Source organism: Clostridium sp. 19966, assembly GCF_032335695.1.
In the GTDB taxonomy this organism is placed as follows: Bacteria; Bacillota; Clostridia; order Clostridiales; family Clostridiaceae; genus JACTOJ01.
Genome location: NZ_JACTOJ010000001.1, coordinates 1 through 22,741 on the forward strand (window position 1 = coordinate 1; position 22,741 = coordinate 22,741).

Below are 22,741 nucleotides of genomic sequence, written 5' to 3' on the forward strand. Positions count from 1 at the left end.
AGGCTGTAATATTTCCTTAGGTGATAGGTTATTTTTCTGTAGCCATAATCAGCAGCATCCCCATCAATTGACTCCATAATAAATTCTTTGATTTGCTCATCGCATATCTTCTTAGCTTCCTTATCTAGACTATATCCCCTAGGCTTACCGCCTTTAGGTTTTATCTTTTCTTTTCCTTCAATACTCAAATTGTAATAATATGTGGATCTACCAAGCTTGACCACCTTCAAGACAGATACTGCGTTATATCCTTGATCTACATATTTTTTAGCTATTTCTACTTTATCTTTAATTGAGGGTTTGATTTTTTTATTAAGTCCTTAAGTATGGCTATTTCTAAGTCCTTCTCTCCTAGAAGCTTCTTTAGCTGATCATTCTCCTTTGTTATATCTGTTAATTCACTCTCTAGCCCTTTATCTCATTGAAACAAGTGATACATTTCCTACTTCTTTAACTTCTCTTAATATTTCTTCTTTCAGTTCCTTTGTATAAGTTCTTCCTCTCATAGTTTACCTCCAATCACTTTCTACATTATAATAAATATATAGGCGATTGTCCAAATCAATTTAGGGGCTTATGAGATATATTACTAATAATAATCGTGTTGATATTATTGTAAAGTCTCTTGCCAATGGAGATATTGCACTGTCCTTTATAAATATCAGCGACTCAAGGGATACGAAGGAGCATTCGGTTGATGTAGACTGCATTATCGATTATATCGATCACAAAATAGTCAATGCTGATAAATTTAAAAATGCTGTAAGCTTCTGCATAACGGACTTATGGACAGGTGATAAGACAATGAACACTTCAAGAATCTTTTCTGTTACAGGCATTGACGCCTATGACAATGTAGCCATAAAGGTTACTCCTGTTTAATATGTTGATTATGTATTCTGTTGTTATAACAGTTCAAAACTCCACTTGAACGGTAAAACCATCAACTTTAGTAATGTTAAAAAAGGATTTATAATATGAAAAAATTACTGCAAACAGCGATAGACTTTGGTGTTGCGAAGCTTAATTTGAGTTCCGCATATGCCGATGAGGTAGACAAATATTTTTCTGATATTGATAATCATTGGGCTAAAGTATATGTATTAAAGCTTATAGAACGTGGTATTATTTCTGAGATGAATGACGGCTTATTTCATCCTGAGGATAATGTTACTACTGAACAGTTTGTGACAATGATAATTAGAAGTAGTAAAGGCAATATAGAGCCAACGCGTGACGGTTGGTCATCAGGATACATGGACTATGCGTTGTATAAGGGGATAATAGGGGACTATGATATAGCAAATATAAGCAAACCGATTGAGCGCCGTTCAGCTGCAAGAATAGTTCATGAAGCGCTTTTAATGGAATTCGGAGAAAGAGATGAGAATGAATGGTCGGCGGCAGAAAATCTTAGGGACTTATATTTGTGCCATACCTGTGTTATGCACATAGCACAGATGTATGTTAAAGGTATAATGCTCGGGCGTAACAATAACGTGCTTGATGCTGTGGGAATTATTACTCGCGCGGAAGCTGCAGCAGTTGTTGTAAGAATGCTTGATAGGGATCAGCGTATTTCCAAGACTGAGGGCAGAGAATTTAAAAGTAAAAATCTATCACCCGATGAAGCATGGGAGTTGATATTAAATGATAATACTGCAATGCTTGTTGATGTGCGGACTAATGAGGATTACAAGACAGGGCATATACAGGGAAGTGTTTGTATACCATTACATGATATATCGAATAACCCGTTCTCGGTATGTGATAGAAAGGATACTCCATTAATACTTTATTGCCAAAGGGGGTATAAGAGTTCTGTAGCTGCACAAGTACTTATAGATGCAGGTTATAGCAGAATTTACACAATTCTAGGTATAGAGCAGTATCATTATAATTTATCTACGTAATATTATACATTTGATTTTAAAGCTATAATTAAAGATAATAATAAATTAGACCATTAACAGAGAATTTTAAAGTCTAGGAAAGTATATTGCTGACGAGCCCGAGAGGGCTCGTTTTTTTCTAACTTTAAAAGTAATGTAGAGTAACGTCAGGAGCTTAATTAATGAACTAGAAATCTAGAAATCTAGAAAACTAGTTATCTAGTTAAGTATAAAATGCAACAATAATTGTCAGAAAATTTCATTTTATCTCGATAACTTCATAAAAACCAACAAAAAATGCATAAAATCGCAAAAACATATTGCATTTTACTGAAAAACCAGTTATTTTATTAGTTAGGAAGAAAAATAATAGGGGGCCAAAAATGAGCGAATTTAAAAGAGTATTAGTTGCTAATAGAGGCGAAATAGCAATAAGAATATTTAGAGCTTGTAAAGAACTGGGCATAAGGACTGTTGCAATTTACTCTAATGAAGATAAGTATTCCTTATTTAGAACGAAAGCAGATGAGGCATATTTAGTTGGGGAGAATAAAAGTCCAGTAGAAGCTTATTTGGATATTGAAGAAATTATAAATCTTGCAATTAAAAAAGGTGTAGATGCTATACATCCTGGTTATGGATTCTTATCTGAAAATGCTGAATTTGCTAGAAAATGTGAAGAAGCAGGTATTGAGTTCATAGGACCTACTGCTGAAATGATGGAGAAGCTTGGTGACAAAATAAAATCTAAAATTGTGGCACATTCAGTAGGAGTACCAACCATTCCAGGTTTTGAAATTGATATAAAAACTGTAGAAGAAGCAAAAAAACTTGCATTAGAATGTGGCTATCCAATAATGCTTAAGGCAGCAGCCGGCGGCGGTGGAAGAGGCATGAGAATAGTTAGAGGTGAAGAAGATTTAGAAGCTTCATTTTTGAGCGCTAAAAGCGAAGCAAAAAAGGCATTTGGAATCGATACTATTTTCATGGAAAAATATTTACAAAAACCAAAGCATATTGAGGTTCAAGTGCTTGGAGATAAATATGGAAATATTGTTCACCTTTATGAAAGAGACTGTTCGATCCAAAGAAGGCATCAGAAGGTAGTTGAGATAGCACCTGCATTTTCAATTTCAGATGAAAAAAGAAAACAGATTTGTGAGGATGCACTTAAAATAGCTAAATCCGTTGGCTATAGGAGTGCTGGAACATTAGAGTTTTTAGTTGATATGCACGGAAATCATTACTTTATAGAAATGAATCCAAGAGTGCAGGTAGAACATACAATAACAGAAATGATTACAGGCATTGATATTGTTCAAAGTCAAATATTAATCGCTGAAGGACATAGACTTGATTCAGAAGAAGTTGGCATAAAATCACAAGATGACATAAAGCCAAGAGGATATTCAATTCAGTGCAGAATCACAACAGAGGATCCTGTAAATAACTTTGCGCCAGATACAGGTAAAATAGAAGTGTATAGAACTAGTTCTGGTAATGGAATAAGACTGGATGGAGGCAATGGATTTGCGGGGGCAGTAATAACTCCTTATTATGATAGTCTCCTCGTAAAGAATATATCTCTTGGCAAAACCTTTAAGGATGCTATAAGAAAATCCATCAGAGCATTAGAAGAAACTAATATCGTTGGTGTAAAGACCAACATTGGATTTTTGATAAATGTACTTAATCATCCTACATTCTTAGCTGGAAAATGTGATACTGGATTTATTGATGAAAATCCTGATTTGATTGATGTTTCACCTAAAGCTGATGAAGAAAGCAGAATATTAAAGTTCATTGGAGATAAGGTGGTTAACGAAACTAAAGGTGAAAAGAGAGAATATGACGTACCAGTAGTTCCTAAGATAGAAACGCCAAGTGGTTTATGCGGAACAAAACAAATATTAGATACTAAAGGTACAGCTGGACTTTTAAGCTGGATAAAGGATCAAAAAAAGCTTTTACTTACAGATACTACAATGAGGGATGCAAATCAATCTCTTATGGCAACTAGAGTTAGAACTAGAGATATGCTAAAAATAGCACAGCCCACATCTGTATATGGAAAAGATTTATTCTCTCTTGAAATGTGGGGAGGAGCAACTTTTGATGTTTCTTATCGCTTTTTAAATGAGTCACCTTGGGAGAGGCTTAGAAAGCTAAGAAAAGCGATCCCAAATGTATTATTCCAAATGCTTGTGCGTGGAGCTAATGGGGTTGGATATAAAAACTATCCTGATAACGTGATACGTGAATTTATTAGAGAATCCGCCGAAAGTGGAATTGATGTATTTAGAATTTTCGATTCATTAAACTGGCTTAAGGGAATGGAAGTATCTATAGATGAAGTGTTAAAGAGCGGTAAGATTGCAGAAGCTTGTATATGCTACACTGGAGATATTTTAGACGATAAAAGAGAAAAATATAATTTAAATTACTATGTAAACTTAGCAAAGGAAATTGAAAAGACAGGTGCGCATATTTTAGGAATTAAGGATATGTCTGCTCTTTTAAAACCACATGCTGCTTTTAAGCTTGTTAAAGCATTGAAAGAAGAAGTTGGTATGCCAATACATCTTCATACACATGACACTACAGGAAATGGAGTTGCAACAGTGATAATGGCCGCAGAGGCAGGAGTTGATATTGTTGATACTGCATTTAACAGTATGTCAGGCTTAACAAGCCAGCCAGCACTTAACTCAGTAGTTGCTGCATTAAAGAATACCAGAAGAGATACTGGTATAGATTTAAATGGAATACAGCAGATTTCTGATTACTGGTCAGCAGTTAGACCTGTATATTATAAATTTGAGTCTGAACTTATATCTGGCTCAGCAGAAATTTATGAATATGAGATTCCAGGAGGTCAATACTCAAATTTAAAGCCACAAGTTGAGAGCTTTGGTCTTGGACATAAATTTAATGAAGTTAAAAAGATGTATAAAGAAGTTAACGAATTAGTTGGGGATATAGTAAAAGTTACACCTTCATCTAAAATGGTTGGTGACTTTGCAATATTCATGGTCCAAAATGGTCTCACAAAAGAAAACATATATGAAAAAGCTGTAAATCTAGCATTTCCTGATTCTGTAGTTTCATATTTTAAAGGTATGATGGGGCAGCCTATGGATGGTTTTCCAGAAAAGCTTCAAAAGCTTGTGTTAAAAGGGGAAGAACCGATAACATGTAGACCTGGAGAACTTTTAGAACCAGAGGACTTTGATAAAATAGGCGAATATTTAAAGAGAAAGTACAGTTTTGAGCCAACCATGAAGGATAAGCTAAGTTATGCTTTATATCCAGATGTATTTGAAGGATACTTAAAATATAGAAAACAATTTGGAGATTTAAGCTGTATGGGAAGCGATGTTTTCTTCCACGGACTAGCTGAAGGAGAGACATCAGAAGTTGAAGTTTCAAATGGAAAGAGCTTTATAACCAAATTAATTAAAGTAAGCTCAGTAGACCAAGAAGGAAACAGAACTTTATTTTTCGAGGTAGATGGATTTAGAAGAGAGATTAAGATTAAAGATAAAAACAGCAAGAGACTTAATGAGGTAATTGAAACTAAATTTGCAGATGCCGACAATCCCAATGAAATTGGAGCACCAATACCAGGAACAATTTTATCTGTTCTAGTTAAGGAAGGGGATAAAGTTAAGGAAAATGATGCGCTAATAATTGTTGAAGCAATGAAAATGGAAACAAGAGTAACAGCATCAGTAAGTGGTGAGGTAACTGAAATCAATGTAAAAGAAGGCCAGCAAGTAGGCTCTGGAGAACTACTACTAAGGCTTAAATAGAGAAGCATAGAAAAATGCCATGGTTAATTTAAAGATTAATCATGGCATTTTGATTATGTAACAAATAAAAACCACTCACTAAGCAAGTGGAAGAAAAGAGTTATGAATGTTTTAAATCAATGTAAAAATCAACACTTATTTAAAACAGAGCCAACAAAAATAATAACTTGAAGAAATAGTCATATCATGATATTATATGACTATGAAAATATCGAAATGAGGTGATAGCATGGAAGCAGCAATCAGACCATCGGCGGATTTAAGAAATCATTATAGTGAAATCTCCAAGCAGTGCAAAGAATCAAGAGATGCCGTTATTATTACTGTAAATGGACGAGGTGATACAGCAGTTCTTGGATTGCAGGATTACTATCAGATGAAATCGGAACTGGAGCTACTCAGAACACTTGCAGAGGCAGAAGATGATGTAAGAAATGGAAGATTGGCATCGATGCAGGATTCATTTGACGATCTTCGTGCATCCTTACTGGAAAGGAAGCAAGCTTTCGAGGAAGGCGGAAAGTTGGATGATTTATAAAATATTACGAACGGATAAAGCAGAGGAGCAGCTTCGCAAAATCATTTTTTACATTGCGGGTGACAATGGTGATGTTAATATCGCACTTGAATATCTAGACAAGATTGAAACAGCAATCAATCGTCTTCAAGAGTTTCCAGAGTTAGGAAGCACCCCGAAATATTCCATTTTAAAAAAGCAAGGGTACAGAGTATTGATCGTTGAAAGACATCTTATTTTTTATAAGATAAATGAGTCAGATAAGTTAGTCATTGTATATGCCATTGTAGATGGGAGAAGAGAATATCGTAATTTGATATGAAAGCTGAACAAAGCTTTTAGGTTAAATCTGGATGCTTTTCTACCATTTAAGGTGGAATGCTTGGAATAATAGGCTGAAATATAAAGGTTAGAGAAATCTAGCCTTTTTTGTGTTTTATGTATCCTCAAGCCATTTGAGTATATCTTTCTTTTTAATTATAACCAATTATAAAAAAATTAATAAACTAATTAAAATAATTAATTAATAAATAAAAATATATAAAATAAATTAATCAATATATTGAAAAAATAAATATTAGTAGTATAATATAATTATGGAGAGTGATTTGTATGGCTTATAGAATATTAACTCAATGTCCTGTATGTAATTCCAAGCTTACAGTTACAAAATTAACATGCAAAAAATGTAATACTGTAATTGAGAATGACTTCGAGCTTTCTAAGTTTTCTTACCTTACCATGGATCAACTAAATTTTGCAGAAGTTTTTATAAAATGCAGGGGCAATATTAAGGATGTTGAAAAGGAACTTGGAATATCTTATCCTACAGTTCGAAGCAAAATTGAAGATTTAATTGCTTCACTGGGGTATGTACCTATTAGAGAGAAAGCAGATAACAGCTCAGAAGTAATTGATAAGCTTGAGAAAGGAGAAATTACAGCAGAGCAGGCATTAAATTTATTAAAAAAATAATTATAAAGGGGAGTTGGATTAAATGAATGACGAAATTATGAAGGTATTAAATATGCTGGAAGAGGGAAAAATTGATGCGCAGAAAGCGGGAGAACTTATAGAGGTGTTATATGCTTCTAAAAATAATATTCCTGCAGTAATTAACTCAGATAAAATGCTAAAGATTAGAGTTAATTCACAAAATGGGGACAATGTAAATATAAATATACCCGTTAAGTTCATAAAAACCATAGGAGGAGCTATTAATAGAGTACCTAAGGTAGAAGGGGTAGAAGGTTTAGAGGATATAGATATTCAGGCTATCCTTCAGGCTGTAAGTGACGGGCTGGACGGTAAGATCGTAGATGTGAAAAGTGAAAAAGGGGACAACGTAGAGATTATTGTTGAATAACAGCATTGGAGGCACAGGTAGTAATAATTCTTCTGTGGAGAAAAAGGAATGCGGAAGGGAATTGTTGAAATGAGAATTTATATAAGAGAAAAAAATGGTAAGAGCTTTTTTATTCCCATACCTTTGAGTATTGCAAGTTTAGGATGTCGGATAGCTTCCTATGCTATAGAGAAATCTGGAAAGAAGCTTAATCAGCAGCAAAGGGACATAATTGATTGCATAGATTTTGATGAACTTGCCAAGAGTATAAAATATCTAAGGGGCTACAGAGGTCTAAAATTGGTGGAAGTTACGTCAGCGGATGGCGATGAAGTAACCATAACTCTGTAATTCACTTTTGGATCATGTTTTGGAAATAAAACCAGAGAGAAGCAGCCATAAATGCTGCTTTTTTGTCGTTTGTAGCCAAATTTTGCTTTGCTGTAAAAATAAAAATTTTCATTTTTATATACATCATCATTATCTAAAGGGTAAAGATGTGGTAAAATCTAATAGCGAGTAAATATAGGAGGATACATTATGAAGATTTCAAAGAAGGATGCGTTGCAATGGTTTGAATTTTTTTCAATATTGCCAGAGGACGAGGAAGTTATGACAAAGCAGCAAGAAATCATTTATGCTACCTTTGCGCAAATTGAGGCGGCCATTGATGATAGAAATGATAGGCTAATGTCAGAAATTAAAGGCTTAAAAACCTTAGAGAATAGAACTTTTTTTGTGGGAAATGAAAGCAAATTCGCAAAAGGATGTCGTTCTTGCTTACTTGGAACTGGATTGAGTGCAATTAGGAAAACAAATAAATGTAACTTACAGTGTAAGTTTTGCTATAATTATGGAGAACTAGAGGATATTGCTCCTATTGGCGAAGGCATGTGGGAAATCGGAGGCACAAAATTTTATGAAAAAGATATTGATTTACTCCTTTCTATCCACCAGAAACCAACTGGTATTTCCTATGTTTATTTAGAGCCATTCATGGAAATTGAAAAATACTATTCAATTATAAAGAAATTTAGTGCTGCAGGAATTCATCAGCATCTATACACAAATGGCACCTTAGCTACTGAGGACACCTTGAAAGCATTAGGTGAAGCTGGTCTTGATGAGCTGCGTTTCAATCTGGGCGCTTCCAATTGTTCAGACAAAGTTATTAAGAATATTGGGATAGCCAAAAAATATATTAAAAATGTGGGTATTGAAACTCCAATGACTCCAGAGTTTTTTGAAGTATTTTTTAAGAAAAAGCAAGAGATTTTAGATACGAAGCTGGATTTTATAAATTGTGCAGAATTACATCTAAATGAGAATAATATAAACAATTACTATGGAGAGAACATGTATATTTCCAGACAGGGCTACATATCTCCTATTTGGAGCAGGGAATTAACTTTGAAATTTATGAAGATAGCTGATGAAGAAAACTGGGATTTAGCGGTTCATGATTGCTCAAACCATACAAAATTTGCTAGAGGCTTGAATCTGAGCAGTAAAGAAGGCAAGTGGTTTGGAGCCAGTGATTATGCCTGTGAGTTCTCAAGGATGCCCTACGAAGTGTTTTTACCAATACTGCACGATGACAATTTTAAATTTTTAAATGAAGAAGAATTGCCTGCTGGCTATAAAGCAGGTGAGTTGATTTTTTAGAAAAATTTTACAGCTTAGTTTTTTAAGTCTAGAAATATTTTTATGAGGAAGCACAAAATGCTTTTATAAAAATAGAATCTATGATGCAGACAAGGATTAAGAAAAAAGTAATTAAATTGTAAGATAAAAAAATAGAACTTTATACAATTGAGGACATGGGAGTGAAAACTTACATGTCCTTTCTTTACATAATAAAAAGCCTTTTATAATATATATTTTATTAGTGCTAATTTTCTTTTATGATTAGTAGGGCAATAAGGATAATAAATAGACATAAATCTATTCATTTCTATTACTTTTATTATGTTATTTTAATTTATATTGTTTAAAAATAAATATAAATGTCACTTGGTAAATTAATCTGAAATAATTAAAATATTTAATTAAAATACAAAATATGGTAATATATATGCGTAAATATATTATTTAACATAAAAGTATAAAAATAACATATAAATATACTTTTATAATTACGATAATCAATCTATTTACAGAAATATTTACGGAAAGGGTGAAGAGAAATGGATATGAAATCAAACAATGTAATTGGAAGCTTGGTTGAAGAACTACAGGAGCAAGACATGAATAAAATAGCTGGAGGGATGGCAAACTCAAGCTGGGGACATTCACAAGAGCAAGCTAGGGAAGCTACTGTAGCAGGACCAGGAGCATTCTGTACTTTATCAGCCGAATGCAATTTATCTGTATCATGCTAAATTACTAATTAAATTTCAAGAGAAGTCATTTTTAAATACTAAAAATGACTTCTTCATGAAGTTTAAATTAAAGTTGATTTAATTTAAACTTTTCATATATAAAACTGTGTATTTACAATCAATTTTTTAGAAATATATCTAGTTGGGAGAAGTGATGATGACAAAAGAAACTATAAATTTAAATTGTAAGCGTAGTAAAAATATTTTAAGATGGAGAAGTTATTTTCAAGAAGTATCCAATGACGCTGAATTTGAAGAAGTAATAAATAAAATTTCAAAAATTGATTTAACAGTAATGAATTTATCACGTAGTTTAATGAGCGAAAAAAAGGATGATGAGATTGAAAATATAATAGAAAAAGTTAAATATGATAATAAAATAAATGAACTAATAGTTAAGCATAAAAAAGATTTTTTTCAAAATCCATTTGCTAATTATTCACTACCAATTATAACGTATTATTTTTCAGATAAAATTAATGAGTTAAATGATAAGAATTTTATAAAAAACTCAGAAGATTTAATCATGAGCATAATAATTCAAGTATCTCAAAATATATATTCAATGACATATAAAATTATGGTATTAGAAGTAAATGCTTGCAGAGAAAATGGTTTATTAGTGGGGGATTCCTCAGAAAATAGATATAAATATTTTTGTGAGACGTTACTTTTAGATAGTAATTATTTAAAAGCGATATACTACAAATACATTGCGTTAACAAAATTAGTTATTTTAAAGACAAGAGAAACTATTAATTATATTTTTGAAATTATAGAAAAAACTAAGAGTAACATTATGGATATTGAAAATAATGTTTGCCAAGGAATTAAACTTGGTAAATTAACTAATATATTTATTGGACTTGGAGACTCACATTGTCAGGGGAAGACTGTAGTTACATTGAATTTTGAAGAAAAAGCAATTATATATAAACCACACTCGTTAGGCATGGTTAGTAGCTTTTATAAATTAATTGAATGGTTTAATTCCAAAAAAATTTGTGACTTTTTGCAATTAAAATCTCCAAAATCATATTCAATAGATTCTATTAATGGTTGGATGGAGATGGTAGACTATAATGAATGTTTAAGTTTTAATCATGTGAGAAGCTTTTATATTCGCATGGGACAACTACTTTGTATCTTGTATTCAATAAATGCTACTGACTTTCATTTCGAAAATCTTATAGCATGTGGAGAATTTCCAATATTAATTGATTTAGAAACATTGATGAGAGCTGAAGTGTTGGACGGATTTGAAGGCGCAATAAATAAAATTGTCAGAATTTTAGATAAATCTGTGGCTAGTATGCATTTTTTACCTACTCATGTTGTAAATGGAGATTTCTTATATGAATTGGGTGGATTAGGAGCAGCTAAAGCACAAAAAAATCCATATAAATCAGATTTTATAATAAATAGTAATAGTGATTTCATAAAAGTTGTACGTAATTATGGAACTTCATTACCTGAAAAAAATAACCCAATTATTGGAGGAGAAATTATATCTTCTGAAAAGTTTATACAGGATTTAAAAAAAGGTTTTATTGAAGTTTATAAATGGATTGCAACAAATAAAGATATGTATAAGAGGAAAATTGTTGAATTGTTTGCTAATGTAGAATGTCGTTATATACCAAAATCCACTTCTTTGTACGGAAGATTGCTTAGATCTAGTTATCATCCAGAAGTTGCTTCAAGTGAAATAGATCGCAATATACTACTTAGAAGAATCTCATTATCCGTATTTAATAAAGAACATAATTTTATATTGACACATGAGTATGAAGATCTAATAAATGGTGATATACCGTATTTTTATACATTTACAAATAGTACTTTTCTTTATGATTCTAAAAATAGAATGGTTAAGAATTTTAAATTTTCCACATCTCCTTTAGAGAATGCAATAAATAAAATTTCTGATTTTTGTGAAAATGATTTAAGGTTGCAGCTTTCAATTATTGATTTTTGTTATCTATATACTAAAGTTGATGACTTAGAAAACTACAGGCAAAAAGCTTTTAAAAACGGCTTTGAAGAAATTCCTTTGAATTATAGTATTGATAGTGATTCATATCTTAATGTTGCTAGAGAAATTGGATTAAGAATACTGGAAAGAAGTATTAAAGGCAATAAGAATGGTGTAATTGATAGAAGTTGGATTGGTCCTATAATAATTGGTAAAGATGAAGCATATACTAATATTTCAAATATAGGAATGGATTTATATAGAGGAAATAGTGGATTAGCCTTTGTATTTGCATCTTTGTCATATGTAACAAAAGAAAAAGTATATAGAACTGCTGCTATAGAAGCTTTAGAGCCTATTAATGCGTTTATAAATGAACTATATTCTGAGAATATAAAAAAAATAAATATCAGTGTTGGAGCTTTTAATGGATTAAGTGGTATGATTTATTCTATGTTTTATACAGGAAAGCTCCTAAATATACCTTCTTATATGGATAAAGCAGTGGATTTTATAAATTTTATATTTTTAGAAAACGTGGAATATGATACTGTAAATCTTGATTTTGTTTCAGGTTTGTCTGGATTTTTAAGTGTTATTTTATCAATACATAATTCTATAGATGATAAAGGTAAAGAACAATTATTACTTAAAGCAGCACAAGCAATTTATAACGATATTAAACAGAATATTGAAAATGATTCAGAATTAAAGTTTGGTTGCAGCGGATATACCGGCTTTGGGCATGGAACATCAGGAATAATAGCTAGTATTATTCATTTGTATAAAATTACTAAAGATGAAAGTATTATCGATTTAGTTAAAAAGCTGTTGAATTATGAAAGATTGTTATACAGCGCTAAGGATAGAAACTGGTATATAAACGCTAACAAAGAAAAATTTTCTTTTGGGTGGTGTCATGGAGCTCCTGGAATATTACTTTCTAGATTGATACTTAAGAAATCAGGCTATTATGATGACTGTATAGATAATGAAATTGATGTAGCAATAGAAATGACTGAAGATAAGGGATTTGGGAATAATTGCACTTTTTGTCATGGAGATTTAGGAAACATAAATATATTATCTTTTGCAGCAAAAGTTTTAGACGATAAAGTCTTATATGAAAGATGTAATTATAATTTTTCATGTTTGTTTAAAAATTATATAGAAAAAGAATGGAATAAGCCTATATTAGGTGATGCTGAAGTTTATGCCTTACTTGTGGGAATGGGAGGATATTGCTATTCTCTAATTCAACAGATAACGGATAATACTCTGCCTCAAGTTCTTTGGTTAGATTAAGTTTTAATAGAAAATTATTTAAGCAAGGTAATGATCATGAAAATATATAAATTTTATAAGAAAAAAGTTCCTTTTGTCCAGCAAATTCAGTCTACTGAATGCGGTATATGCTGTATATCAATGGTTGCTAAATATTATGGTGCGAATTATACAATAAATGAATTAAGAGAATATATTGATGTAGGAAGAAATGGAGTCACGCTAAAGCAGTTAAAGGATACCCTTAAGGAATTAAAATTTGATGCCAGAGGCTTTAAATGTGATATTAAAGCTTTATTACTAATTAAGCTTCCAGCAATAATTTTTTGGGATAACAAACATTTTGTGATTTTAGAAAAAATTAAAAAAAGTAAATTTACAATAGTAGACCCAGCTTTTGGCAGGAGAATATTAGATAATGAAGTATTTACAAAATACTATTCAGGAGTTGTATTAACGGTAGAACCTAATGAAAATTTTAAAAAAAGAAAAGCTCAACATAATGACTTAATAGATTTTAAGCAGCTTTTAGTAAAAAATAAGTTTACTATAGCAAAAATAGTTTTGGTTTCAGTATTTAGCTACATTACATCTATTAGTATACCAATCATTATCCAAAAAATAATTGATAAAGCTGTTTATTTAAGTAAAACTTTGGATGTGGATATATATATAATCTTTTTAGTATTTCTAATAATAATCAACTCTCTTTTTAGTTATATAAAAAATAATTTTATTCTCAAATACAGGATTAATTTAGATGCTCAGTTAAATGGAGGTATGTTTCATAGGTTGCTGAAAGTTCCATATGAATTTTTTGATAAACGGCCTAAAAGCAGCATTTTATTGTCTTTGAATAGTTGCAATGTTGTCAGAGAAACATTAGCTGAGAAAATTATAAATTGGTTTATTGATATTGGAGCTTGTTTATTCATTGCAATATATTTGGCAAACATATCAGAAAAGCTAACAATGATATTGCTATTATTAATGCTTGTAAATTTGATAACTATATATTTCTTTAGACCTTATATTCAAGAATATAATACTAACGTTATAAATGAACAAAGTAATTTGCAGGGGATACAAGTTGAGACTCTTTACTCTATGCTTGGAATTAAGATGAGTGCAATAGAAAATGAGATACAAGAAACCTGGAAGGATAAATATGAAATATATATATCTAAATTTAAAACAAATGAAAAATTCAAAAATTTTATAAATGCTATTTCCTTGTTTATTAGTACACTATCTCCATTTTGTATTTTGGTTATAAGTATTTTTTTCTATTCACAAAAGTTAATAAGTATAGGTAAAGTAATATCATATTATTCCTTAAGTAATTCTTTTTTCTCAGTAGCCTCAAATATAATAGCTAATTGGAATTCATTTGTTATAACAAAGACATATTTAGAAAGAATGAATGATATTTTTCAAACGAAAGTAGAGGAAGATATTGTTAATGATAAACCATTAGATATAGATGGAGATATAAGGCTAGAGAATGTTTCTTTTGCTTTTTCAAAAGGAGCTGAACAAGTTTTAAAAAATATAAATTTACATATTCATAAAAATACAAGTGTAGCTATCGTGGGTTTGTCAGGTTCTGGAAAAAGCACTTTGGCAAAAATAATTGCTGGATTATATGAACCCTATGAAGGTGAAATTTTTTATAATAATATTAATATGAAAAAAATAAATAAAAAGGATTTACGAAAACAAATGGGAATTGTACCACAGGACATTTCCTTATTTAATAAGTCTATTTACGATAATATTACACTAAATAATAAAAAAATAAGTTTTCAGGCAGTAACCAATGCCGCTAAAATTGCAAATATTTCTGAAGAAATTGAAAAAATGCCAATGCAGTACAATACTTTAGTATCTGAAATGGGAGTGAATCTATCGGGAGGTCAACGTCAAAGAATAGCATTGGCCAGGGCAATAATTAACAATCCGAAGATAATACTTTTAGATGAAGCAACCAGTTCCTTAGATTCAATAAATGAGAAAATCATTTCGGATTATTTTACAGAAAACTGCTGTACAAAAATAATAATTGCTCATAGGCTTTCCACAATAAAAGATGCAGATGAGATTATAGTCATGAAAAATGGTGAGATTGTTGAGAAAGGGAAGCATGACTATCTAATGGCAATAAAAGGACACTATTATAGCTTATACTCATCAACCATATAAAAAATAATTCTTTACTCCTTTGAGTTTAGAATTTATTTTTTTATGAAAAAGTTTACTAAACCATATTGACTAAAGTTAAAAATACAATTAAAATAAACTTATTAAATGACATTTAAAAAGTATTTTAAAAATCGAGGAATCCTAGAGAAAGGATGAAAAATATGATTATTAAAAACGTTACAGACAAAGAGTTTAAAAAGTATGGACAAGTATTAAAAAACTATGATTGTAAAGAAATAATTGAAAAAATGAAAAATACTCCACTGCCGGAAGAAGTAATATACGAGCCATCAATTAAAGAGCTTGAAGAGCTAAGTATTGCTAAGGAATTGCAAGATAGGGAATATGGAGAACTGCCAATTCAAATAGGTTATTGTAATGGTAACAATTATTCTTTGAATGCAGTTGAATATCATCGCTCCTCTGAAATTAATATAGCAGTAACTGATCTTATATTGCTTATAGGCAGCCAGCAAGATATTGAAGAGGACTACTTCTATGATACCTCTAAAATTGAAGCTTTTAAGGTTCCTGCTGGAACTATAATCGAGGTTTATGCTACTACACTTCATTATGCACCATGTAATGTGAATGAAGAAGGCTTTAAATGTGTTGTAGTTTTGCCTAGGGATACAAATTTACCTTTAGATAATAAAACCGCAAAAATTGGAGAAGATGCTTTACTTTTTGCTAAAAATAAATGGTTAATTGGTCACAAGGATACAGATTTAGTACAGCAGGGAGCATTTATAGGTCTAGTTGGAGAAAATATCTCAATAAAATAAACTATAAAAAGTGCATTAATAATGTAAACGAATTATATAAAAATATAATATGATGGAGGAAATTACAATGAATAACACACCAAAGGTTAAATTAGGAATTGTTGCAGTAAGCAGAGATTGCTTCCCAATGGAGCTTTCAGAAACTAGAAGAAAGGCAGTAGTTGAAGCCTACAATGGAGAAATATTTGAATGCTTAACAACTGTTGAAAATGAAAAGGATATGAAGAAGGCTTTAGCAGAAGTTAAAGCAGCTGGAGTTAATGCTTTAGTAGTATATCTTGGAAACTTTGGACCTGAAACTGCTGAAACTTTATTAGCTAAGGAATTTGATGGACCAGTTATGTTTGTAGCTGCTTCAGAAGAATCAGGAGATAATTTAATAGGCGGACGTGGAGATGCTTATTGTGGGATGCTAAATGCAAGCTATAACTTAGCTCTTCGTAATATAAAGGCATACATTCCTGAATATCCAGTAGGAACAGCTAGTCAAGTTGCAGATATGATTTCTGAATTTGTACCAGTTGCTAATGCAATACTTGGATTAAAGAATTTAAAGATAATATCTTTTGGACCAAGACCTCAGGATTTCTTAGCTTGTAATGCACCTATTAAGCAGTTATACAATTTAGGTGTTGAAATAGAAGAAAACTCAGAATTAGATTTATTTGCAGCTTTCAATGATCACAAAGATGATCCAAGAATTCCAGAAGTAATAGCTAGCATGGAAAAAGAATTAGGCGAAGGAAACAAAATGCCTGGTATACTTCCAAAGCTTGCTCAATATGAAATAACTCTATTAGACTGGATGGAAGAGCATAAGGGTTCAAGAGAATATGTAGTATTTGCAAACAAGTGCTGGCCTTCTTTCCAAACTCAGTTTGGTTTTGTACCATGCTACGTAAACAGCCGTTTAACTGCTATGGGAATTCCAGTAGCCTGCGAAGTTGATATATATGGAGCATTAAGTGAATATATTGGAACTTGCATAAGCCAGGATGTTGTTACATTACTTGACATAAACAACACAGTTCCAGCTGACATGTATGATACTGAAATAAAAGGAAAGTTTGATTATACATTAAAGGATACATTTATGGCATTCCACTGTGGTAATACAGCTTCTTGCAAGTTAACTTGTGGAACTATGAAGAACCAAATGATTATGGCTAGAGCTTTAGAGCCAAATCAAGAACCAAATATAACTAGAGGTACTCTTGAAGGAGATATAGTTCCAGGAGATATAACATTCTTTAGATTACAAAGCAATGCTGATGCAGAATTAACTGCTTATGTTGCTGAAGGAGAAGTTTTACCAGTTGCAACACGCTCTTTTGGATCCATAGGAGTTTTTGCAATTCCTCAAATGGGAAGGTTCTATCGTCATGTATTAATCGAAGGAAGATATCCCCATCATGGAGCAGTTGCATTTGGGCACTTTGGAAAGGCAATCTACAATTTATTCAGATATTTAGGAGTTAAAGAAGTTGGCTTTAATCAACCTAAAGGAACACTTTACAAAACAGAAAATCCTTTTAGCTAATAACTAATATTTAAAACTAGATAGAAAAAATTATTTAAGGTCTGCTTCCTATATTGATTTGGAAGCGGACCTTTTAAATTCTTGCGAGTATTACTAGGTAGAAGAATATTTTTAGAAAAAAATTTATTTATTTGCTTGACTGAGAGTGCACTCTCAGGTTTATGATAGTCGTATCACATAATAGAGTTCGCGCTAACTATAGTATGTATAAATAAAGGATTAATATGGGCTCTTTAATGTAAGAAGTAGACATATGAGAAATATTAGGAGGAAAAATATGTATTTAGAAAAAATTAACTCGCCAGAAGATCTAAAAAAATTATCAGCAGATGAAATGAAAGATTTGAGTGCAGAAATACGTGAAGTTTTGCTTAAGAAATTAAGTGAGCATGGAGGACACGTTGGTCCAAATCTTGGAATGGTTGAAATGACGGTTGCATTACATCATGTATTTAACTCACCAAAGGATAAGATTGTTTATGATGTTTCTCATCAGAGTTACATTCATAAAATGCTTACTGGAAGAAAAGAAGCATTTATTAATGCTGAAAAATATGACGAAGTATCAGGCTATTCAAATCCAGAAGAAAGCGAGCATGATTTTTTTAATATAGGACATACATCCACATCCATAAGCCTCGCTAGCGGACTTGCTAAAGCAAGAGACTTAAAGTCTGAAAAGGACAATGTGATAGCCATCATTGGAGACGGGTCTTTAAGTGGCGGAGAAGCTTATGAAGGATTAAATAATGCTTCAGAAGCGGGAACAAATATGATTGTTATTGTAAATGATAATGACATGTCTATTGCAGAAAACCATGGAGGTTTATATAAAAACCTTAGAGAACTTAGAGATACTGAAGGCAAAAGCCAAAATAATTTCTTTAAGGCATTAGGCTTTGATTACTATTATGTAAAAGATGGTCATGACTTTGAGCAGCTAATCAGGGTATTTAATAGGGTAAAGGATACAGATCATCCAGTAGTTATCCATATTCACACAATTAAAGGAAAAGGCTTTGAATTAGCTGAAAAGAATAAGGAACAATGGCACTATGGAATGCCTTTTGTACTAGAAACCGGAGCATCAAAATTCTCCATGGGTTCAGGAGAAGATTATGGAAATCTTACAGCAGAATATTTGTTAGATGCCATGAAGAAAGACCCTAAGGTAGTTGCAATTACTTCAGCTACTCCTACTGTATTTGGCTTTAATTCAGCCAGAAGAAAAGAAGCTGGAAAACAATTTGTAGATGTTGGTATTGCAGAAGAACATGCTGTTGCTTTAGCTTCAGGAATTGCTGCAAATGGGGGAAGACCAGTTTATGGAGTATATAGCACATTCCTTCAGAGAACCTATGATCAGCTTTCACAGGATTTATGCATAAATAGCAATCCAGCAGTAATACTAGTTAACTATGCATCGGTTTATGGAATGAACGATGTTACCCATATCGGACTATATGATATTGGCATGATGAGCAATATTCCTAATATGGTATATCTTGCGCCAACCTGTAAGGAAGAATATTTTGCTATGCTTAATTGGGGAATGAGCCAAAATGAGCATCCTGTGGCTATACGTGTTCCAGCTCTAGGAGTTATTGAAAGAGGAACAGCAGATAATACGGATTATTCTAAATTGAATAAATATGAGGTTACAAAGGCAGGAAAAGATGTTGCAATCGTTGCTCTTGGAGATTTCTATCAGCTTGGTGAAGCAGTTATTAATAAGCTTTCAAAAGAAAATGGCGTTGAGGCTACCTTAATTAATCCAAAATACATTACAGGTGTTGATGAAGAATTACTCGAAAGCTTGAAAAAGGAACATAAGCTTGTAGTTACACTTGAAGACGGTATTTTAGAAGGTGGCTTTGGAGAAAAGGTAGCAAGATATTATGGACCTTCAGAAATGAAAGTATTGAACTATGGTATAAAGAAAGAATTTCTAGATCGTTATGTTCCAGATAAACTAATGAAAAAGAACAGGCTTACAGATGTTCAGATTGTAGAAGATGTAATAAATATCATAAAGTAATCCTACTCGCTATTGTTTAAGAGGGCATTATAACCACAATAGGATAAAGGAGGAGAATATTATGAATATCAAAGAGGTTGCGGAAAGAACAGGGGTATCTGTAGACAATTTGCGTTATTATGAACGTATTGGGTTAATACCACATATACAAAGGACAAAATCAGGTATAAGAGACTATGATGAAAGAGCAATTCATTGGGTAGAATTTGTTCTGAAGTTTAAAAAGGCTGGAGCATCCCTTGAAGCTATTATAGAATATATTCGTCTTGCAAATGAAGGAAATTCCACAAAGGAATCGAGAAGGGATATTCTAATTGAAGTAAAGGGTAATATTGAAAAACAAATGCAAGATCTGCAGCAATGTTTGGATATTGTAAATTATAAAATTGAAAATTATTATGATTTGTGCGAGCCTATAACAAGAGAAATAATACAAGAATGGAAAACTTCAGAGAATCATCAGAAGTAATTTGCCAAAAGCCAGATAAACAAGAAATTACTTGTTTATCTGGCTTTAATTTTAATCATCACTTTGTTTACAGCAATACATTTTTTCTGTTTTTTCTTTTAAAACCTTAATGTCTTCTGGGATATCTTCTGGCTTCAAGGAATCATGTATATCACAGGTGCCCTTAGCTTGAGCAGTTTCATAGTACCAGCATTTATATTTGATCAAATCTAGAGTTTGCTGCAGCTCAGCAAGCTGCTCTATAACTTTTTTTTCCTGCTCTCTGAACATATTAAGTCTTTCATTAATTGTTTCATCGCCCTTTGTACACCAATCCATAAAAACTCGTATGTCTTTTATGGACATGCCTGATTTCTTTAAATATTCGATCATAAAAAGTGGCTCAAAGTCGCTATCTTTAAACATTCTTATGCCACTTTCACTCCGCTCAACAAAAGGTAATAGACCTTCTTTAGCATAAAAGCGAAGGGTATGAGGAGATATATTAACTTTTTTTGCTATTTCACTAACAGTATAGTACATTTTTAGTCTCCTAATAATTTTTTTTAAAATTTAAAAAAAATTATTAACTTAGAGTTTACTCTCAAGTTTACGATAATGGTATCATGCAATAAAGTGTATGTCAATAATATTATGTACAAATGTGAGACTATAATGAGTTTTTAATTTATATACCAATAATTGAAATACAGAAAGCATAGTGATTAATGAGAATAGTCAAAACTAGAATTCATAGATAAGAAATGATAGATTTTATGCTGATAAAGTTATTTTAAGATTTGAAATAATATAGCTTTTGTAAAGAAACAGAACCTTATGCTGGATTTTTGTAACTTATATGAAATTTAATTTAGTCAGGTTATGATATCCAGCACGTTCTATTTCTAAGGTTTATGTTTGTACTAAAATTATATACTTAGTTATGAGGTATCGAGCTTGATTTTATTTAGGCATCTCTGTCAGATATTAACTTACCGCCAAAACCTATATTTTCTGCTTCATTTTCTTTTAATAAAACAATGAATGCTTGTTCTGGTACGTTCATAATATTTGATGCTAATGTTGTAAACTCTTTTACTAACTTTTTTTTCTGATCTTTATTTAATTTTCCTGCTTCTAAAGTGATTACTGGCATACTTTCATCTCCTTCTAAAATTGTTTGTTACTTTATTGATTTTCCTAATTCATATGCTCTTTTTGGAAAATCAGTTTCTTCAAGCATAGATCTTATTGGACATCCAGTTGCGAGCAATTTGCCAGCGGCTTTCCAATTCATATAACGAAGTATGGATTCATAATTTTTCTCCAAGGCCTCCATTGTCCAATCATCTGCACCATAGGAGGTTGCAATAAGCATTGATTTCTTATTTCCTTCTAACTTTGCATTATTTGCATGGAAACGATCTATAACTGCTTTAATTTGTGCTGACATTGAGAAGTAATATAAAGGTGTTACAAACACTACAATATCTGAAGCTATTAAATTTTCATACCATGTATTCATAGAATCTTTACGTACACACTCACCATCATGGCTTGCACAATAATTACATGCAAGACAAGGTTGCACATCTTCAAAAGCTGCATCAAAACGTAATACCTCATGTCCTGATTCCTTTGCTCCTTCGATGAATTTATCTGCTAATAAAGCTGATGTACCTTTCTTATGTGGACTCCCTGTAATTACTGTTACTTTCATTGTTAATTATCTCCTTTAAAAAACATATTTTTTATATTGACCGATGAATTAACTATAATCCTTTAAGTCAACTTAAGGTCAAGAACTATTTTAAACTTTTTTATAAAAGGGTATTCTTGATTCTAAAAGGAGAGGAAATGTGACAGAAAAAGGAACTTATCACAAATGAAGCGAAGAAAATGAAATCTTTCAAGAGTGTATAAAAGAGTTGATGAAGCTTTGTATGGAGCAAAAAATAAAGGATTAAAGTCTTACCATACTCCTACATGTGTGATGTGTAAAAAGCGTATATATACATAAGAAAAGCTGTTCAGCAGGCGATTGTCAGCATCATATGTGTGTGTAGCAATCAAGATATTTGATGGTGATGGAGACTCACCAACGGAAACAATGATGAGAGAATGGCTGAATACTAGCCCATCGAAAGAAAGCTGAACTATATCACCAGGTTCTACCTGAGAAACATCTACCTCTACAGCAGTGGGGCCAATCCCTTGGTTGTTAACAAGAAAACGGTGCAGGAATTCCACTCCGGTCCATGCCGGTGCACGATTATTTAAGTTGTTGTAATACCAGCCGAAGGTGGGAGAGTAATTCATGATACCTGAACCAGCATACAGTACCTGTGAAGCGAAATTTGTGCAGTCTCCTCCCAGATATTTAAAATCATAGTATTGTGGATTGCGTGAGAATGCCCATTTGTGCGCGTAAGATACGGCGCTTGCACGATCGTAGTATTTTGTTCTCAATTTATATTCCCCCTTCTTTGCATTGTATGATGGTGAAGGGGGGAGTGTGCAAT

Annotated in this window: 20 protein-coding genes and 1 pseudogene; 16 read left to right on the forward strand and 5 right to left on the reverse strand. The window is 31.9% G+C overall.

Annotation, left to right across the window (positions count from 1 at the left end; translation table 11 throughout):
• Positions 1-230, reverse strand: a pseudogene (locus tag IAI10_RS00005) (IS3 family transposase); the annotation flags it as partial.
• Positions 231-576: 346 nt separating this feature from the next.
• On the opposite strand from IAI10_RS00005, the gene IAI10_RS00010 reads away from it, so the two are divergent.
• The 16 genes from IAI10_RS00010 to IAI10_RS00085 all read left to right on the forward strand — a co-directional run bounded on the left by IAI10_RS00010 (position 577) and on the right by IAI10_RS00085 (position 20,240).
• The gene (locus IAI10_RS00010; RefSeq protein WP_315671246.1) at positions 577-882 is read left to right on the forward strand and encodes a hypothetical protein; all 306 of its coding nucleotides are present in this window, start codon (positions 577-579) and stop codon (positions 880-882) included.
• Between the two features lie 95 nt (positions 883-977).
• A complete protein-coding gene (locus tag IAI10_RS00015) occupies positions 978-1,913 on the forward strand; it encodes a rhodanese-like domain-containing protein (protein ID WP_315671247.1) in 936 nt (311 codons plus the stop codon).
• 362 nt (positions 1,914-2,275) lie between these two features.
• Entirely contained in the window at positions 2,276-5,704 is a 3,429-nt protein-coding gene (locus IAI10_RS00020; RefSeq protein ID WP_315671248.1) for a pyruvate carboxylase, read from the forward strand.
• Between the two features lie 229 nt (positions 5,705-5,933).
• Complete coding sequence (locus IAI10_RS00025; RefSeq protein ID WP_315671249.1) at positions 5,934-6,242, forward strand: type II toxin-antitoxin system Phd/YefM family antitoxin; 309 nt, start codon at positions 5,934-5,936, stop codon at positions 6,240-6,242.
• The gene (locus IAI10_RS00030; RefSeq protein WP_315671250.1) at positions 6,232-6,543 is read left to right on the forward strand and encodes a type II toxin-antitoxin system RelE/ParE family toxin; all 312 of its coding nucleotides are present in this window, start codon (positions 6,232-6,234) and stop codon (positions 6,541-6,543) included. Before IAI10_RS00025 ends, IAI10_RS00030 begins: the two co-directional genes overlap by 11 nt.
• A 290-nt stretch (positions 6,544-6,833) precedes the next feature.
• Positions 6,834-7,196: a DUF2089 domain-containing protein gene (locus IAI10_RS00035; RefSeq protein ID WP_315671251.1), complete on the forward strand. Its 363-nt coding sequence runs from the start codon at positions 6,834-6,836 to the stop codon at positions 7,194-7,196.
• 22 nt (positions 7,197-7,218) lie between these two features.
• The gene (locus IAI10_RS00040) at positions 7,219-7,587 is read left to right on the forward strand and encodes an SHOCT-like domain-containing protein (RefSeq protein ID WP_315671252.1); all 369 of its coding nucleotides are present in this window, start codon (positions 7,219-7,221) and stop codon (positions 7,585-7,587) included.
• Positions 7,588-7,635: 48 nt separating this feature from the next.
• Positions 7,636-7,917, forward strand: a complete 282-nt coding sequence (locus IAI10_RS00045; protein ID WP_315671253.1) for a hypothetical protein — start codon at positions 7,636-7,638, stop codon at positions 7,915-7,917.
• A gap of 189 nt (positions 7,918-8,106) precedes the next feature.
• Entirely contained in the window at positions 8,107-9,231 is a 1,125-nt protein-coding gene (locus tag IAI10_RS00050; protein WP_315671254.1) for a radical SAM protein, read from the forward strand.
• A gap of 521 nt (positions 9,232-9,752) precedes the next feature.
• On the forward strand, positions 9,753-9,947 hold the full coding sequence (locus tag IAI10_RS00055; protein WP_315671255.1) for a plantaricin C family lantibiotic: 195 nt from the start codon (positions 9,753-9,755) through the stop codon (positions 9,945-9,947).
• A gap of 157 nt (positions 9,948-10,104) precedes the next feature.
• Complete coding sequence (locus tag IAI10_RS00060; RefSeq protein WP_315671256.1) at positions 10,105-13,227, forward strand: type 2 lanthipeptide synthetase LanM family protein; 3,123 nt, start codon at positions 10,105-10,107, stop codon at positions 13,225-13,227.
• 36 nt (positions 13,228-13,263) lie between these two features.
• Positions 13,264-15,408 (forward strand): peptidase domain-containing ABC transporter, encoded by a 2,145-nt coding sequence (locus IAI10_RS00065; RefSeq protein WP_315671257.1) that lies wholly within the window; start codon positions 13,264-13,266, stop codon positions 15,406-15,408.
• 161 nt (positions 15,409-15,569) lie between these two features.
• Positions 15,570-16,193 carry a DUF4867 family protein gene (locus tag IAI10_RS00070; protein WP_315671258.1) on the forward strand — a complete coding sequence of 208 codons (624 nt, stop codon included), beginning with the start codon at positions 15,570-15,572 and terminating at the stop codon, positions 16,191-16,193.
• Positions 16,194-16,260: 67 nt separating this feature from the next.
• Positions 16,261-17,733, forward strand: coding sequence for an L-fucose/L-arabinose isomerase family protein (locus tag IAI10_RS00075; RefSeq protein ID WP_315671259.1), 1,473 nt, complete (start codon positions 16,261-16,263; stop codon positions 17,731-17,733).
• Positions 17,734-18,010: 277 nt separating this feature from the next.
• Positions 18,011-19,771 carry a 1-deoxy-D-xylulose-5-phosphate synthase gene (locus IAI10_RS00080; RefSeq protein WP_315671260.1) on the forward strand — a complete coding sequence of 587 codons (1,761 nt, stop codon included), beginning with the start codon at positions 18,011-18,013 and terminating at the stop codon, positions 19,769-19,771.
• Positions 19,772-19,832: 61 nt separating this feature from the next.
• Positions 19,833-20,240 (forward strand): MerR family transcriptional regulator, encoded by a 408-nt coding sequence (locus IAI10_RS00085; RefSeq protein WP_315671261.1) that lies wholly within the window; start codon positions 19,833-19,835, stop codon positions 20,238-20,240.
• Positions 20,241-20,291: 51 nt separating this feature from the next.
• Here the strand turns inward: IAI10_RS00085 and IAI10_RS00090 are convergent, their stop codons facing one another.
• From IAI10_RS00090 to IAI10_RS00105, 4 genes are all read right to left on the reverse strand, one after another.
• Positions 20,292-20,762, reverse strand: a complete 471-nt coding sequence (locus IAI10_RS00090; protein WP_315671262.1) for a MerR family transcriptional regulator — start codon at positions 20,760-20,762, stop codon at positions 20,292-20,294.
• A gap of 424 nt (positions 20,763-21,186) precedes the next feature.
• Entirely contained in the window at positions 21,187-21,375 is a 189-nt protein-coding gene (dmpI, locus tag IAI10_RS00095; RefSeq protein ID WP_315671263.1) for a 4-oxalocrotonate tautomerase DmpI, read from the reverse strand.
• A 27-nt stretch (positions 21,376-21,402) separates the two neighbouring features.
• Positions 21,403-21,939: a flavodoxin family protein gene (locus tag IAI10_RS00100; RefSeq protein WP_315671264.1), complete on the reverse strand. Its 537-nt coding sequence runs from the start codon at positions 21,937-21,939 to the stop codon at positions 21,403-21,405.
• 251 nt (positions 21,940-22,190) lie between these two features.
• Positions 22,191-22,688: an amidase domain-containing protein gene (locus IAI10_RS00105; protein ID WP_315671265.1), complete on the reverse strand. Its 498-nt coding sequence runs from the start codon at positions 22,686-22,688 to the stop codon at positions 22,191-22,193.
• Positions 22,689-22,741: the final 53 nt, after the last annotated feature.

Bases quoted from the DNA above. Each gene is read 5' to 3' on its own strand.
- IAI10_RS00010 (WP_315671246.1), top strand. From the start codon at position 577: ATGAGATATATTACTAATAATAATCGTGTTGATATTATTGTAAAGTCT.
- IAI10_RS00015 (WP_315671247.1), top strand. From the start codon at position 978: ATGAAAAAATTACTGCAAACAGCGATAGACTTTGGTGTTGCGAAGCTT.
- IAI10_RS00020 (WP_315671248.1), top strand. From the start codon at position 2,276: ATGAGCGAATTTAAAAGAGTATTAGTTGCTAATAGAGGCGAAATAGCA.
- IAI10_RS00025 (WP_315671249.1), top strand. From the start codon at position 5,934: ATGGAAGCAGCAATCAGACCATCGGCGGATTTAAGAAATCATTATAGT.
- IAI10_RS00030 (WP_315671250.1), top strand. From the start codon at position 6,232: ATGATTTATAAAATATTACGAACGGATAAAGCAGAGGAGCAGCTTCGC.
- IAI10_RS00035 (WP_315671251.1), top strand. From the start codon at position 6,834: ATGGCTTATAGAATATTAACTCAATGTCCTGTATGTAATTCCAAGCTT.
- IAI10_RS00040 (WP_315671252.1), top strand. From the start codon at position 7,219: ATGAATGACGAAATTATGAAGGTATTAAATATGCTGGAAGAGGGAAAA.
- IAI10_RS00045 (WP_315671253.1), top strand. From the start codon at position 7,636: ATGCGGAAGGGAATTGTTGAAATGAGAATTTATATAAGAGAAAAAAAT.
- IAI10_RS00050 (WP_315671254.1), top strand. From the start codon at position 8,107: ATGAAGATTTCAAAGAAGGATGCGTTGCAATGGTTTGAATTTTTTTCA.
- IAI10_RS00055 (WP_315671255.1), top strand. From the start codon at position 9,753: ATGGATATGAAATCAAACAATGTAATTGGAAGCTTGGTTGAAGAACTA.
- IAI10_RS00060 (WP_315671256.1), top strand. From the start codon at position 10,105: ATGACAAAAGAAACTATAAATTTAAATTGTAAGCGTAGTAAAAATATT.
- IAI10_RS00065 (WP_315671257.1), top strand. From the start codon at position 13,264: ATGAAAATATATAAATTTTATAAGAAAAAAGTTCCTTTTGTCCAGCAA.
- IAI10_RS00070 (WP_315671258.1), top strand. From the start codon at position 15,570: ATGATTATTAAAAACGTTACAGACAAAGAGTTTAAAAAGTATGGACAA.
- IAI10_RS00075 (WP_315671259.1), top strand. From the start codon at position 16,261: ATGAATAACACACCAAAGGTTAAATTAGGAATTGTTGCAGTAAGCAGA.
- IAI10_RS00080 (WP_315671260.1), top strand. From the start codon at position 18,011: ATGTATTTAGAAAAAATTAACTCGCCAGAAGATCTAAAAAAATTATCA.
- IAI10_RS00085 (WP_315671261.1), top strand. From the start codon at position 19,833: ATGAATATCAAAGAGGTTGCGGAAAGAACAGGGGTATCTGTAGACAAT.
- IAI10_RS00090 (WP_315671262.1), bottom strand. From the start codon at position 20,762: ATGTACTATACTGTTAGTGAAATAGCAAAAAAAGTTAATATATCTCCT.
- dmpI (WP_315671263.1), bottom strand. From the start codon at position 21,375: ATGCCAGTAATCACTTTAGAAGCAGGAAAATTAAATAAAGATCAGAAA.
- IAI10_RS00100 (WP_315671264.1), bottom strand. From the start codon at position 21,939: ATGAAAGTAACAGTAATTACAGGGAGTCCACATAAGAAAGGTACATCA.